This window comes from Labilibaculum euxinicum (assembly GCF_963678175.1).
In the GTDB taxonomy this organism is placed as follows: domain Bacteria; phylum Bacteroidota; class Bacteroidia; order Bacteroidales; family Marinifilaceae; genus Labilibaculum; species Labilibaculum euxinus.
The window spans coordinates 4,311,470-4,328,336 of sequence record NZ_OY782756.1 but is presented as its reverse complement, the minus strand read 5'-3'; the positions used below and the strand labels follow the sequence as shown (position 1 = coordinate 4,328,336).

The following is a 16,867-nucleotide window of genomic DNA, read 5'->3' as shown; positions in this document are numbered from 1 at the left end:
ATATGCGACAATTATTCCTGCTTATAGCATTACTATACGGTATCTCTTTAAAGGCCGAAACTTATAATATTAAAGATTTTGGAGCTAAGGGAGATGGTGTAACCGTTGATTCTCCTGCGATTAACAGTGCTATTGAAGAGGCGACTCAAAATGGAGGAGGAACAATTTATATTCCTGCCGGAACATATGCTTGTTATTCCATTCGTTTAAAAAGTAATATTACTATTCAAATTGAATCCGGTGCTACTGTTTTAGCGGCTTTCCCTTCCGAAAAGGAAGGTTATGATATTGCTGAGCCTAATCCTGATAATCCATATCAGGACTTTGGACATAGCCACTGGAAAAATTCCTTATTTTGGGCTGTTAATGAGCACGACATAACCATTTGTGGTAATGGATTAATATATGGTGAGGGATTAACCAGAGAAGAAAGCCGGCTCCACGGAGTTGGAAATAAAGCATTGTCGTTTAAGGAGTGTCATAACATTACCGTTAAGGATGTAGCGATGCTAAACTGCGGTCATTTTGCCATTTTAGCAACAGGAGTAGATAATTTGCACGTACTCAATCTTAAAGTAGATACGAACCGCGATGGGTTTGATATTGATTGCTGTAAAAACGTACGTATTTCCGATTGCAGTGTAAATTGCCCATGGGACGATGCCATTGTTCTAAAATCGAGTTATGCTTTGGGATATTTTAAAGATACCGAGAACGTTACTGTCAATGGTTGTTTTGTTTCTGGTTACGATAAAGGATCTGTATTGACGGCGAAGTGGGAAACCGACGAGGCTGTAGCTCCTGATCACGGTTCAAATACCGGACGTATTAAATTAGGAACTGAGTCAAGTGGAGGCTTTAAAAATATTGCTATTACCAATTGTATTTTCGAACGAAGCAGAGGTTTGGCCATTGAAGCTGTTGACGGAGGTTGGCTCGAAGATGTAGTGGTTTCGAATATTACGATGAGAAATGTGGGCAATTCTCCATTTTTCATTCGCTTGGGAGCACGTCAGCGCAGTCCGAAAGGCACTCCCGTTGGAAAGCTGCGAAGAGTTCAAATCAGTAATGTGAATGTTTACAATGCCGATTCGCAATTTTCAAATATCATAAGTGGTGTGCCTGGTCACAAGGTTGAGGAGGTTTCTTTTTCAAATATCAACATTCATTTTAAAGGAGGATATACTGCAGAAGATGGGAAAATTGTACCTCCCGAAAGTGAGAAAACATATCCTGAACCTTGGATGTTTGGAACAATTCCAGCCTCAGGTTTTTATGTGAGGCATGCTGAAAATATATTTTTCGAGAATATCAGATTTTATTTTGAGCAAAAGGATGCACGTCCCTTATTTGTGTTGGATGACGTAGAAAATTGCGATGCTAATCGAGTAAGAGTAGATGGAAAATTGGTAGAAAAACCATTCGAAACGCACTAAAAAGGATATTTCAACAATCGTAAACACCATTGCAGCCCTATAGTAAGCAGTTGCAATATAATTTTATACAACATGTTTAATTCATTAGGTTCGTTTGCAGATAAAATTCTTATTCTAATTCTTTGTGGTGTGCTGCAATCCTGTTGCACAAAAACACCTTCCCAAATAGTAAAAGGACCAAATTATGCTTCATCTATTCAAAAGGAAAATTTGGGGAGAGGGTTAGTTGCCATTCATCAGGGAAATGGAGTTGTAGCGGTAAGCTGGAGATTTCTTCCAAAAGATAAAGCCAAAACACAGTTTGACCTTTATCGCATCAATAAGAATCAAAAAGAGCGTAAGCTTAATAAAACTCCAATAGCTGCAAGTACCTTTATTAAAGATAGCTTAGCAAATACAAAAGCATCAACAACCTATGTTTTAAAAGATGCTAAAACACATCATGTGCTGGCTTCTTATGTACTCACGCCGCAAATGGCCGATCATCCATACTTATCAATTCCAATACAAGCATTTCCCGGCGACAGTTTATGGCAATACAGTCCCAATGATGCAACTGTGGCCGATTTGGATGGAGACGGAGAATTGGACATTGTACTAAAACGTGAAGATAGCGGTCATGATAATTCACACAACGGTGTGTGTAACGGTGGTCCGTTGCTCGAAGTTTACAAACTTGACGGAACATTTTTGTGGCGCGTTAATTTGGGAATTAATATCCGGCAAGGTGCTCATTATACTCAAATGATGGCATACGATTTTGATGGGGATGGAAAAGCTGAGATTGCCGTTAAAACAGCTGAAGGAACTCAATTTGGAGATGGTCAGGTAATTGGTGACGTAAATAATGATGGAGTAAGTGATTATGTAGATAGAGATCCTTCGTCTCGAACTTATGGTAAAATAATTACCGGACCCGAATTTTTTTCTGTAATAGAAGGGGCAACTGGCAAAGAATTGGCAAGAGCAAATTACATTTCGAGAGGAGCTCCTGATGAGTTTGGTGATATTACGGGTAATCGGGTAGATCGTTTTTTAGGAGGAGTGGGGTATTTTGACGGAATGCGTCCGAGTATTCTAATATGCAGAGGCTATTACGAAAAAACAGTATTGGAAGCCTGGGATTACAGAGATGGGAAATTAACGCAACGCTGGCATTTTAGCACAACCGATAATCAGGGCGAATACAAAAGTTTCGAAGGACAAGGAAATCATCAATTAAGTATTGGCGATGTAAATGGAGACGGTAAAGATGAGATTACCTATGGTGCTTGTTTGATTAATGCAGATGGAACAGGTGGTTACAATACACAGCTGGGGCATGGCGACGCCTTGCATTTAACGGATATTGATATTGAACGACCAGGACTTGAAATTTGGGATTGTCATGAACATGTTCCGACTAAGGCCGGATCGGAATTACGTGATGCCTGTACGGGAGAGTATATTTGGGGGATCCCTTCTTTCGAAGATGTTGGAAGAGCTATGGCGGCTGATATCGATCCACGATTTAAAGGCTGTGAATTATGGACAACTCATACAGGAGGTGTTTATACAGCCAATGGAAAATTTATTACCGCAAACACTCCGTCAATAAATATGGGCATTTGGTGGGATGGTGATTTAAACCGCGAATTGTTGGATGGATCGAGTGTTACTGGCCGTGAATTTGTTGGTATCACAAAATGGACTGGTGATGGTGTAATGAATTTACCAATCCCGTTTAGTGAAGATTTAACCGCCAATAACTGGACAAAAGGGAACCCTTGCCTGCAAGCTGACTTGGTGGGAGATTGGCGTGAAGAAATTTTGGTTCGAACAAAAGATAACAAAGAACTTCGCTTGTACATGACCAATTACAGCACTCCTTATCGTTTTCATACTTTGCTGAGTGATCATATCTACCGGCTTAGTGTGGCTGATCAAAACATAAGCTACAACCAACCTACACAACCAGGTTTTTATTTGGGATCTGATTTAGGAAAATTTTGGAACAATGAATACCAGCTTCAAAGAGGAGCACATTCTAAATCAGGTAAAGCCAAAAATGGAAAAGCCAATGGTATGAATACGCGTTATCATGGAGCGCAACGAATTATTCTTGACACAATTACTTGTTCTCAGGAAACTTACACATTGGATGCTGGTTTCGATTACGATCAGTACACGTGGATAGTTAATGGGGATGAAATAAATTCAGACAGGTCGCTTAGTCTAAAGGCGAAAGATTATTCAGCAGATCAAGCGATTAAAGTTAAGCTGCAGGTTCTTTATAAAGGATGTGTATTTGCGGATAGTATTCATGTGAGATTCACTGGAGAAAATAATACGCTTTAATAATTCCTGTAGGATGCCTACTACAAAAGACCCAATGAATTTCGACAAATATACTTTAACAAAGAATGCTTGAAGAGGTGGTTTGTTCGTTTTAAATAGAATAAACAGGCATGTATCCATTTCTATTGCATGAGCTGCAATCAGAGTACTTTTAGTAAAACTTTCAAATACAATTAAATAATTGACTGATGAAAAAATATATAAATAGCTCTTTTCCAAACTTTTGTATTCTTGTTTTAATGACTGTTCTTCTGTTTTTAGGAGAGAGGATTATGGCTCAGGAAGTAGGGCAGAATACAGGGAATTCTAAATTTCTATTGATATCAGGCAAGAAAGTTTTACAAGTAAATAAAATTGAGAAGGATGGAATTATTCATCATTTAAACAAGCCGATGCTCCGACTTTTTCGGACACGTTCAAAAATATCTAACGGAACAGTTTTAGTCGTACCTGGAGGCGATTTTAGTTCCATACATACCAAACAAGAAGGTATCGAAGTGGCTCGTTTCCTTACTAAAAAGGCGTATGATGTTGTAGTACTTGATTATTACATCGGGACAGAATCCAACATTCAAAACCTTGCTGAGAATGATGTGTTAAATGCGTATCACTATTTAAAAAACAATTTTAAGAAGCATGGTTTTAGCAACTCTCCTAATGTTCTTATTGGTTTTTCTGCCGGAGCTAATCTTGCGGCAAAGGCAGTCGGGAGATTGAATAAGGGTGAACAACCGGAAAAGATAATTCTCATTTCTCCTATAAATATGGATGAATGCATGACTGGTACTGTGTATCCAACAATTATGCCTCCCACAAATCCAGAATCTGAATTGTTTTTGCTGGTAAATGAAAACGATCAAGTTGAAAATAAGACAAGGTGTATCGATTATTACAAAACATGGATTGGTTATGACGGGCATGCCGTGTTGAAAGTCGTAAAAGACAGTATTTACCTAGAGGGAAAAAACATCAATCCAACAGCCGAAGAATTTCAATTGAAGCATTTTATTCTAAACTCTCTTGAAACCGGTAAAATATTGAAAACTGATGTTAATCCGGCAACAATACCAACCGAGGGCTATAATAAGGGGCGTTTGGCTGAAAAGCTGAAATTGATAGCACACAATAAATATGATTTGATATTGATGGGCAATTCGATCATTAACAATTTTGAAAAGACACAATACCAAGAAGTGTGGAATCAGTTTTTTGCTCCAAGAAATGCCATAAATCTGGGTTTTAGCGGGTACCGAACCGAAAATATTTTATGGAATATTCAAAAAGGAATACTTAACGGACAATCTCCCAAGGCGATTATACTCGAAGTAGGTACAAACAACGTGGATGAAAAGCATTATCCTACCCGGCATACCGCATCGCAAGTGGCAGGAGGTATTGAAGCAATTGTAAAAGAGATTAGATCTCGTTTGCCCGAAACTAAGATTGTGCTTTTGAGACCATTTCCAGGTAGTTACGATGGTCCCAATCCAACTTCTCATCGTGCCATTCTTGACAGATCGGCTGATCTAATTTCTAAGTTAAGTGACCGGAAGCATGTATTCTATTGTGATGTAAACCATCTGTTTCTCAATTTGGATGGTTCAATCAAGCAAGAGTTGATGTCTGACTGGTTGCATCCTACGCCTCTGGGAGCAAAATTGTGGGCTCAATCAATGGAGCCATTATTGTCGCAATTGATGAACGACAAGGTATTGGATACTGAAATTAACAGCAATACGGCTATCGTACCGGTTTCAAAATTGGAACAAGACAGTTACAATTGGTGGGACAGACACAATGATGTGCTGGCAATTAAAGACTCAATCAATCCCGAAATTGTTTTAATCGGTAATTCGATCACTCATTTTTGGGGAGGCAAACCTGATTTAAAATACGCTGATGGCAGAGCCCGAAAATCCAATGGTCCTATTTCATGGAACAATCTGTTTAGAAAATACCGGGTTTTAAATTTGGGATTTGGCTGGGATCGCACACAGAATGTTTTGTGGCGTTTGGATCATGGAGAATTGGATGGTCTGCATCCCAGGACTGTAATCATTCATATAGGTACGAATAATACCAGTCAGACATCTAATGCGCGGGTAAATACTGCTGACGAAATTGTGGAGGGGATTGTGGCCGTATACTCACGTGTTCGATCCAAAGTTCCCGGAGCTAAAATCATCTTAATGTCTGTTTTTCCAAGGGAAGAAAAACCTGATCATCCGAGACGACAGTTAATTAATAAAATCAATATCAAATTGGAGCAGTTTGCGCAGAAAAACAATATTAAACTAGTGGATATTGGTCCGAGATTAGTAACGCAGGAGGGAATTCTGACAAAAGAAATAGCTGGAGATTATTGTCATCCGACAGAGAAAGGATATCAAATTTGGGCAGATATGATAAAATCGATACTTGAAAAGGAATAACAATCTTTTTGTAAAAGGAAAAAAAGAAGGGGCTTTATGGCCCCTTACTTACAGAATTTATTTTGCAGTTTTAACAACGTATGCTTTAAATTTTTCAAAGGTTCCCATTTTTTTATCCTTTTCAATCGTGGAGGTTACCCAAGTGCTTAAATATTTTGTTGGTTTTGAAATGTAAAGTTGTTGTTTGCCATCATCTTTTCTGTCCTGATAATCATCTGGATTAATCATTATTGCAGCTCCAACTTGAATCTTTTCTGCGGCCACATCTTCAGGATGATAACCCCATGCAATCATATAATTATCGGCTTTTTCAACTTTTTGCCCTTTGTGGTAGTTAATTCCGGTAACAAACTGAACATCCACATCTGTTAAAGCAAAAGCTTCCACTCTCATTTCCCGAATTCCAGTGTAAGCGGTTACACGAACCAATACATCTATCTTTTTTCCTTTATATGGAACATCTTTTGATAACATTTCCATTTGAGAATAAGTAGCTTCCTTTTTAACCGTGGCAATACGATTCGAAACTGGAGCTAAAAGCACTACATTTTCTCCATCCCAAAGGCGAACACCTCCAAGGCCTACTGTCGATCCTACTTTATAATAATCAGCACCCAGGCCTTTTTTCTGTTCTTTTTCGGAAGGATACCATTTGGCATTTTTTAATTCGAGACCTTTTTTTTGTTTGTTGTAAACATCAATCGAAGTAGCTTTATTATTAAAATACAAGCGAAGTGCCAACCATTCATTTTCAACAGCAGGTCCGTGATGTCCTATTGTTTTGTATAAGTCACCGGATTCTTCCTGAATCATATTGGTGTAAACAGAGTCGCTCCTAAGAAATAAGCTGGCATTGGTAAGGTTTTGTCCTATTGCAGAACAGCTGATCATTGTAAATAATACAATGGATAAGATTGTTGATTTCATATGTTTATAATTTGTTTTTGATTTGCCATATGGCTCTGAAAGCTTTCGGGATTACCATGCTGAGATAATCATCTCCCGGTGTGTCAAAATCGCTTCGGTATGGATGTTTTATCTGAAATTATGCTGTGATTAAAATTACGATTTAATTAAATTGGATCGTATTTTTTTACTATAAAAGATCAATACTGTCCCATTAAAGTCTTACAATGTTCTTTGAAATATTTGAAATTTAGTTTGTTACAGGCTTTTTTCGATTAAACGGATTTCAATTTACACTTTTGCTATTCTTAAAGAGATTAGCAAATGCATAAGGATAAATACGTTTTCGCTCAGTTAGCATCATTCCTTGATAGGAATAAGTTCAACTACATCGTTCGCAAGTATGAAGGTGACAAATACGTGAAACATTTCACTTGTTGGAACCAATTGCTTGCTCTGATGTTCGGGCAATTATCAAATCGTGAAAGTCTGAGAGATTTGATTGTCGCTCTTGATGCTCACCATTCCAAATCTTATCATTTGGGTATGGGCAAGAATATCTCAAAATCATCTCTGGCCAGAGCCAATCAAGACAGAGATTATCACATTTTTGAAGAGTATGCTTACAATCTGGTAAATGAAGCCAGACTAAAACGAGTTTCTGACATCTTCAAACTTGAAGGCAATATCTACGCATTTGATTCAACGACAATTGACTTGTGCCTTTCCGTATTCTGGTGGGCGAAGTTTCGCAAGAAAAAAGGTGGAATCAAAGTGCATACATTATATGATGTAGAGACACAGATTCCCGCTTTCTTTCACATTACAGAAGCTTCTGTGCACGATTCTACTGCAATGAAAAAAATTCCTTATGAATCAGGCTCATATTACATATTTGACCGTGCATATAATCACTTCAAAATGTTGTATAAGATTCATCAGATAGGAGCTTTCTTCGTTGTCAGAGCAAAGAAGAACCTTCAATATAAGATAATCAAATGGAAACGAAGATTGCCAAAGAATGTGCTTTCAGATGTAACGATTGAATTGACTGGATTTTATCCCAAGCAATACTATCCAGAACATCTTAGATTGGTCAGATATTGGGATGAAGAACAAAAGCGTGAGCTTGTATTCTTAACCAATACAATGCACATTTCTGCACTTCAAGTTGCTGAACTTTACAAGAACCGCTGGCAAGTCGAGCTTTTCTTCAAATGGCTAAAGCAACATCTGAAAATCAAGAAATTCTGGGGAACTACTGAAAATGCTGTTCGGATTCAGATCTACGTTGCCATGTGCACTTACTGTTTGGTGGCGATCGTCCAAAAAGACATGCAACTTGACAGAAGTACATATGAGGTTTTGCAGATTCTGAGTATTTCTTTAACAGATAAAACTCACCTTCGTGACTTATTTGAGAGAACTAAATTTCAAAATGACAAAGAACGTTTTAGGTTTAATGAGCCAAATTTGTTTAATTAATAATAACGTCCCGATTTTAATGGGACACTAGTGATAAAAGATCTTAAATTATGAGTTGCTAAAATTACTATTTTTTTTCGGTACTGCCTTGGAACGTCTAATATAAACAGAGCATCAAAATAACATTGTCAAGCATATTTTGCTGGCTCAATACTAACTGTGTTTATGCTCTGTTATTATTCTAAAACTAACTTTTAGCACTTCCATTTTTAATATAAACAGAAGGAGATACCCCAAATTGTTGTTTAAAACATTTACTAAAATAAAAAGGATTACTACTTCCGACTTTATACGCTACTTCCGACACATTAAGCTTAGTGGTAATTAATAATTTTGCAGCTTCTTTCATTCGAATAACTCTGATGTAATCATTGGGTGTAAAACCGGTTAGACCTTTTACCTTTTTGTAAAATATGGTTCTCCCCATTGACATTTTCTCGTGAAATTCATTAATAGAAAAATCAGTATTAGAAATGTTTTGTTTTATGATTAAATTCAGTTCTTTTATAAATTCATTGTCCTTATTAACAGCAAAATTGGGTAAGGAGCTTACGCCAGGTTCCATGGCGTATTTTTGTTGCAAGGTGTGTCTTTGCTCTAATAATTTCACCATACGTATGATCAGATACTGAGAACTAAAAGGTTTCGTGATATAGGCATCAGCTCCAGCCGTAATTCCCTTAAGTTGGTAAGGAGAACTAACATAAGCTGTTAACATTACAATGGGAATATGACAGGTTTGAAAATCGGATTTTATTCGTTTAATAACCTGAAAACCATTCATTTTAGGCATCATCGCATCACAAATAATTAATTGAGGATTCACCAGACTACATTTGTTTATTCCATCAAGACCGTTTACAGCAACAATCACTTTAAAATATTGTTGCAAAAAGTCATTTAAATAATCGGAAACATCAGGATCATCTTCAATCACTAATACTTTAAAATTCTTATACTGCTCTAATTCTTTTTCTGACAAAGTAGTTAAGGGATTGCTTTCCAATCCTATTATTTCAGGATTGGTTGGCTGCAAAACCTGTTGCTGATGACGGATTACTTTTGTTTCGGTATTAGTAAGAATAGGTATAGAGGCAATAAAAGTTGCTCCTCCACCAGGAGTTTCGGTGTATTGGATGTTGCCATCATGTAGTTTTATTATTTCGTAGGATAAATTTAAACCGATACCAATGCCGGGTTTGGATGGTGAAATCTGTTTAAATCGTGTAAACAATAATCCTTGTTCTTTTTTTGGCACTCCTTTGCCGTTATCCGAAACACTAATGCTAAGAGTTTTTAATTCTTGATTAATATTGAGAATGAAGCTTATTTTTCCTTTTCTGTTAACAAATTTAAAAGCATTGGATAATAAGTTGTAGGCTACTTTTTCCATTTTCTCTTTATCCAATTGCATAACAAATGAAGAGAGATTGGATACAAAATCAAAAGACAACATTTTTCTTTCTGCTAATTCTTCGAAGGTGGAAAAAAGATCTTCAAAAAAGCCGACAACTTCGGTTGGTTCGCATTCAACTTTAGCCTGCTCATTCTGGATCTTTCTATATTCAAGAAATTGGTTGGTCAGTCGTAATAATCTTCTTGAGCTTTTATCGAGGTATTGCAAGTGTTTTTTGATACTTTCTGTCATATCCTTTTGTGCCATTAAATTTTCTATTGTGCTTCGAATAATGGTTAAAGGCGTACGAAATTCGTGCGAAATATTTGTAATAAACCGAATTTTGTATTCGCTTAATTGATGTTCGAATTGAATGGCGGCATTTAAATGATATATTTTTCTGTTTATTTTAAGAGCAATTGCGCCAATAACAATCACCAAAATAAAATAGAGTATGATGGCTTTAGTTGAACGCCAGATGGGTTGTTCTATGGTAATCAAAAGTTTTGTTTCATTTTCACCCCATGTCCCCATGTGGTTACTTCCTTTTACCCTAAATGTATATGTACCAGGTGGTATGTTTCGGTAGGTCGCCTGGTTGTGTTGTGTTGATGGATTCCATTGCGTTTCAAAACCATCTAATATATAGGTGTATCTGTTCGTATTCTGATAATTTAATATCGCAAATTGAATGGTGAAGGAATGTTGATTGTGCTTAAGATTGATTTCTTTAGTTGAAGATATGGATTGGGATAAGGGAGATGTTTTACCTTCAGGCAAGATTTTAGCTCCGTTAATAAAAAGTTCAGTTAGAATAATTGGTTCTGAGTTCGAATGATTTTTAATACTGTCGGGCTGAATGGTATAAAAACCATCATAACTACCTAAATAGATTGCTCCGTTTTTGCTTTTACAAATGGCCGATTCACAAAATAGATCTCCTTCCCATTTGGATGACAAGGAATAATTTTCGAAATGATTTTCTTGAGGAAAGAATAATGAAATACCACTTTCGGTACTAATCCACAGGTTTTGGTTTTCATCTTCCTGAATCCCTTGTATAATATCATTTACGAGTCCTTGCTTTGTTGTAAAATGCTCAAAATTCAAATGCTTATTTTCTCTTTTGATTATTTTATTTAAGCCACCTCCTGAGGTACCGATCCATAAGGTGCCTTTGCTGTCTTCAAATATTGTTTTTACTTCATTATTACTCAGTGAAGCATCATCTCTGTTGTTAAACTGATAATGACTAAATTTTGATTTATCTTGTAGTATGGAATCAGGATCAAAGGTAAGTAAGCCGTTATTTCCACCCAACCACATTTGACCGTTTTTATCCTGAATAATGGTTCGGATTCTGGTTTGTTTCTTTCTTAACTCCGGAAAATTGATTAGTTCCAATGTGCCATCGTGCTCTTTGGCTAAAAGAAGGCCAAATCCAAATGTTCCCAGCCACATTCTTCCTTTAGAGTCTTTGCAGACAGCATATATTTTATCTGCTTGCAGATCTAAATTAATAAGCTCTTTCTTGTAAGTCTTATAGCTTGTAAAGCAGTTATTATCAAATATTAATAATCCATTTCCTTTTGTTCCGATCCATTTATTTCCTTTAGTATCTACGGCAAGGATATATGGCATTCCGCCTTTAATCTGATGTTTGGCTATCAACGAAAAAAATTTGTCGTAAATATATAATTGTCCGCTTTTGGTGCCCAGCCAAACATTCTCGTTTTTATCTTCATAAATCAGCCTCACTATATTATCCTCATCACTTGATGATCTGTGCCCGGGATAAAATGATTGGTACTTGTTTTCAATTAAATTTATTTTTGATATCCCGGCATATTCTGTTCCTAACCAGATATTTCCACTGCGGTCTTCAGTAATGGATAGTAAAAAATTTGTCCGAAGTCCATCAAACTCATTTTTATGATGTTTTAAATGAAATATTTCATTGTTTTTTTGTTGAATAACAAACAAACCGTTTCCATAGGTTGATATCCAAATCATATCTTTTGAATCGTGATAAATTGAATAACGCTCCATGTCAATATTGGAAATAATTGATGGCGGTATTAATTCAAAAGGCTTAAAGCTATGCTGCTCAGAATTGTATTGCCAAATAACACCGCTTTTGTTATAAACCCAGATATGATTTTTGTTATCCATTTGAGTAAAGGCATTTTTAAGTGATTGACCTTTAAAAAGTGAATTTGCCAGGTGGATTTGTAACGTTTGCGTGTTCAAAACATAGCTTTCTTCATGAGTGGTGATAAGTATGTTGTTTAAGGAAAGAAGTGCTGTGTTGTGCAGCGAACTGTGAATAGGAAAGTGAAGCTTAACCTCATTGGTAATTTTATGCGATTCTTTATCTATTTTGTACATTTTGTTGTTATCGGTAAAAACATAAACAAAAGCACCATTTTCAACGATGGAATGAAAATTGGAATTTTTAATGAGTAGCTTCAATTGCTTGTCTTTAAAGCAGAATAGTTTGTTATGTGTCCCAATCCATATTTCTCCGGATTTCACTTCTGAAATAAAATTAACCGTACCAGAGCCTAGTGAATTATTTCCAAAAGACTTGGATTCTAGTCCTTTTGGGGTGTGAGTAAGCTTGAGACAATCGTTTTTATTTCCCCAAAGCCAAACATCTCCTGATTGAGCAAAGTAAATATTTGCATATTGATTATTTGCAGAATTAAGGCTAATAAAGCTTTCTGATTGAGGGTTATAGCAATTTATATGATCTATATTGGTTTGTACCCATAAATACCCAAATTTGTCTTCGCGGATGTTTTTTATTCTGCTGTCGGATAATGTGGTGGTTTGTCCATAGCTCGGTTGAAGAGCAGTAAACTCATTTCCATCGTACTTATTTAAACCATTTAATGATCCAAACCATAAAAATCCTTGTTTATCCTGCAGAATGCAACTAATGGTGTTTTGTGATAAACCATCTTTAGTGGTTAAATTTTGTATTCTGAAAGATTTTTCAGCATTTACATTTAGATAGATAAATAAAAAGCAACTAAGAAAAAAATACTTAATGTTCATTTGTTTTCATTTTTGGCTAAATCTTCAATTTATACGCTTCCGGTAAATGTATGATCTCCTATTCGTTTTTATTGATACGAGTTGGATTCCAGTTTATAAAGTTCAAGCGAAAGGTTTGTATCGTAACAAACGGAATGTAAATATTGCTTTTACAAATAGGTTCTATAAAACGATTATAGAAAAAATAATTGGATTGAATGAGTATTCGCTGATTGATATTTATATAGGCTTGTAAAAATAGTCATGTTTTGGGTTTAAGCTAATCTGTTGATGATAAAAATACACCTACTTATCATTATTTTGATGGAGACACTTCCGTAGATTCATCCTATCCACCTTGCTTTTTATGCTTTTTTTGTTCTTAAGCATTCATGTACAATAGTGAATGTGTTATCTCGTAAATTACACGTGTACAGGTTATTGTATTTTTATGTACGGGTTGATAGGTACAATATTGTATTGATTTGGACAATATTGTATTTGATACGAATATTCCTGACCGTAGTTTTAGCGGATATAAATAACAGATAATTTTTTATCCACTTAAAATAAGTTTATAAAATAGTATTTCTATGAAAAAGCACACAAACAAAACACGTATCGTGAAACGGTGGTTGGTTTTAATTATCATCTTGTATGGATTTAGTTTTAATGCCATCTCTCAAATTACTGTTTCCGGAAACGTTACAGACGGAGTTACTACCATACCGGGCGTGACTATTATTGAGGAGGGGACGTCAAACGGAACTCTTTCAGATATTGATGGTAATTATTCTATAACGGTTGCTGGTAAAGATTCAAAAATTACTTTTTCATTTGTTGGCTTAATTACACAAACGATTGTAGTTAATGATGCCACCACCATTAATATTCAATTAAAAGAAGAAATTTCTGAATTAGATGAAGTCGTTGTTATTGGTTATGGAACGGCTAGAAAAAAAGATTTAACCGGAGCTGTAAGTTCTGTGGGAGGGAAGGAGCTTGTTCAGGTTCCGGTAACTACTGCAGCGCAAGCCATTACAGGAAAAATAGCTGGGGTGAGTGTGATTACTCAAAGTGGTGCTCCCGGAGCAGATATTAATATTGTTGTACGAGGTGGTACGTCTATTACTCAAGGCTCTTCTCCATTATATATTGTGGATGGCTTTCAAATGGATGATGGTTTAAAAAATATCGATATTAATGATATTGAATCGATTGATGTAATGAAAGATGCTTCTGCAACAGCGATATATGGAGCAAGAGGTTCGAATGGAGTAGTTATTATTACCACCAAATCTGGTAAAAAAGGAAAAACAGAAGTTAATTACAATGCTTACGTTAGTTTTGAAAAGCTGGGTTCCGAGTTAAATCTGTTGAATACACAAGAATATGTTGAGTATCAATATGAATTTCAAACATTAAACGGACAAATTAGTAACTGGGCTAATGTTTATGGAGGCGATATTACCAATAGTAATTTTTATACAGGTGCTTACGATCGCATTCAAAGTCAATATGGTTCTGTCTCTGGTATCAATTGGCAGGATGTTGTTTTTGGTGGCACAGCGAAAATGACAAATCACAATCTGAACATTACCGGTAGTGGTGAAAAAACCCAATATATGTTGAGTTACAATTATACGGGTCAGGATGGTTTGGTTGATAAATCAGGTTATACCCGAAATGGAATCAGGGCTAAAATCAACCATGAATTACGAAAAGGAATTAACCTTACATTTAGTTCAAGCTTTTTAGGAACAAAATTAGAAGGAGGAGGTTCTTTAGGAGGTTTATTGAAAATGTCAATTTTGCAGCCTGTCACTGGAGGTGTATTGTATACCGATGATCAATTAATTAATACGGATATTAGTGATGAAATGCAGGATATTGATTCTCAATACGACATTTACAATCCTTTAATTACAAATGATGCAGTTACCAAGACAAAGTATACACGCTTGTATACCACCAATGCCTCATTGGATATTGATATTAATAAGAATATTAAATTCAGAACAGCAGGTAGTTATTTGTGGCAGCAGGTAAGATCCGAATCTTGGGATGACGGACGTACAAAAACAGCCCAAAACAATAAAGGACCTTATGGGAATAGGGACAACAGCGAAAAATATAGTTGGCAGGTTACCAACACTCTAACATGGAAAGGAGAAACAGGTGCTCACAAATTTAATGTGCTATTAGGACAGGAAACATATTATTCAGAGTCGATGAACCTAAAAAATACTTATTATGAATTTCCTGAAAATAACTTTGGATTAAATGATGTCAGCATGGCTGATCAGGTATATTCATATTCATCGGGGAAAAGTACTAATGGAATTGTTTCAGCTTTTAGTCGGTTAAACTACAATTTTGATGAAAGGTATTTAGTAACCGCAACAATTCGAGGTGATGGTTCTTCTAAATTTTCAAAAGGCAAACAATGGGGATATTTCCCATCTGTATCAGCTGCATGGCGGGTTTCAGAGGAGTCTTTTATGAGTAATATGGATGTGCTTAACAATTTGAAATTACGTATTGGTTATGGAACTACAGGTAATTGCAATATTAGCAATAATATGTATGCTACCGATTATCAGTCTGGTTTTTATGCCGTTGACAACAAGCAGGTTGTAAGTTTAAAGCCAGGAAATACTGTAGGAAATCCAAATTTAAAATGGGAAACAACAAGATCTACAAATATTGGTCTGGATGTTTCATTTTTTAATAGTAGAGTAAATTTAACTGCAGAGTTCTATAATAACAAGTCAAATGATCTTCTGATAAAAAATAAAATACCAACTTCAACAGGTTATAGTTATCAATATCAAAATATTGGATCAATTCGAAACAGAGGATATGAGTTTGTGCTAAATACTACTAATATTAAGAATGATAATTTTAAATGGACTACAGATTTCAATATTTCATTTAATAAATCAAAAGTATTGGCAATATACGGTGATGATAAGGATGATTATTTTAAGCAAAATTATGACTCTCGTATTGATTTTCTAATAGAAGTTGGTAAACCCTTAGGTCAGTTCTATGGTTATCAGTATGATGGTATATATACTACAGATGACTTTTCTCAAAATTCAGACGGATCTTATTCTTTAAATGATGGTGTACCTAGTTTGAAAGGAAAAATAAGAAGTTCAATAAAACCTGGAGATGTAAAATATAAAACTACAGAAGGCAATACGGATGATGATGGAAACCCTGTTTGGTCTACTGATGATAGAAAAGTAATTGGTAATGCTGAGCCTATTTTTACTGGAGGTATAGTAAATACCTTTAAATACAAAGGGTTTGATTTTTCAGCATTTATGAGTTTCTCCTACGGAAATGATGTGTTTAATATGAATTCGCAGCGATTCATAGGTCCTTATCTGCCAAATCAAAATTCATTATCTGTTATGGCAGACCGCTTTGTATTGGTGGATCCTACAACAGGAGAAGAAACAACAAATTTACAGCAATTGGCAGGACTTAATCCTCAGCAGCACAATAGCGATGCTATGTGGAGTTTAAACTCAAGTAATAAAATAGCCATCACCGATGCATTGGATTATTATATTGAAGATGGATCCTTTTTGCGGATAAACAACATTACTTTGGGATATACCTTACCTGCCAAGATCCTAAAACGAATGAAAGTGAATAGTCTTAGGTTTTATTGCACTTTAAATAATATTCATACGTTCACGAAATACTCAGGATACGATCCTGAAGTATCTGCTACTTCGAATTTGTTAACAAGAGGTATTGATAATTCTGCTTACCCAAGAGCAAAAAGTTGTGTTTTGGGTTTAAATCTTACTTTTTAATCA

General features: G+C 35.7%; 7 protein-coding genes. 5 read left to right on the top strand and 2 right to left on the bottom strand.

Translation table 11 applies throughout. The annotated features are described in order from the left end of the window. Positions 1–2: 2 nt before the first annotated feature. From ACY0M5_RS17220 to ACY0M5_RS17210, 3 genes are all read left to right on the top strand, one after another. Positions 3–1,436, top strand: a complete 1,434-nt coding sequence (locus tag ACY0M5_RS17220; protein WP_461630014.1) for a rhamnogalacturonidase — start codon at positions 3–5, stop codon at positions 1,434–1,436. Positions 1,437–1,508: 72 nt separating this feature from the next. Beyond that, positions 1,509–3,773: a rhamnogalacturonan lyase gene (locus ACY0M5_RS17215; RefSeq protein ID WP_461630013.1), complete on the top strand. Its 2,265-nt coding sequence runs from the start codon at positions 1,509–1,511 to the stop codon at positions 3,771–3,773. A 188-nt stretch (positions 3,774–3,961) separates the two neighbouring features. After that, entirely contained in the window at positions 3,962–6,205 is a 2,244-nt protein-coding gene (locus tag ACY0M5_RS17210) for a GDSL-type esterase/lipase family protein (protein ID WP_461630012.1), read from the top strand. A gap of 57 nt (positions 6,206–6,262) precedes the next feature. Here the strand turns inward: ACY0M5_RS17210 and ACY0M5_RS17205 are convergent, their stop codons facing one another. Then, entirely contained in the window at positions 6,263–7,132 is an 870-nt protein-coding gene (locus ACY0M5_RS17205) for a DUF4861 family protein (RefSeq protein ID WP_461630011.1), read from the bottom strand. A gap of 303 nt (positions 7,133–7,435) precedes the next feature. Here ACY0M5_RS17205 and ACY0M5_RS17200 point away from each other — a divergent pair, with 303 nt between their 5' ends. Next, positions 7,436–8,596 carry an IS4 family transposase gene (locus ACY0M5_RS17200; protein WP_461629731.1) on the top strand — a complete coding sequence of 387 codons (1,161 nt, stop codon included), beginning with the start codon at positions 7,436–7,438 and terminating at the stop codon, positions 8,594–8,596. 187 nt (positions 8,597–8,783) lie between these two features. Here ACY0M5_RS17200 and ACY0M5_RS17195 read toward each other — a convergent pair whose 3' ends face one another. Continuing rightward, positions 8,784–13,052 carry a hybrid sensor histidine kinase/response regulator gene (locus tag ACY0M5_RS17195; RefSeq protein ID WP_461630010.1) on the bottom strand — a complete coding sequence of 1,423 codons (4,269 nt, stop codon included), beginning with the start codon at positions 13,050–13,052 and terminating at the stop codon, positions 8,784–8,786. Positions 13,053–13,624: 572 nt separating this feature from the next. Between ACY0M5_RS17195 and ACY0M5_RS17190 the strand changes: the two genes are divergently transcribed. Then, positions 13,625–16,864, top strand: coding sequence for a SusC/RagA family TonB-linked outer membrane protein (locus tag ACY0M5_RS17190; RefSeq protein ID WP_461630009.1), 3,240 nt, complete (start codon positions 13,625–13,627; stop codon positions 16,862–16,864). Positions 16,865–16,867: the final 3 nt, after the last annotated feature.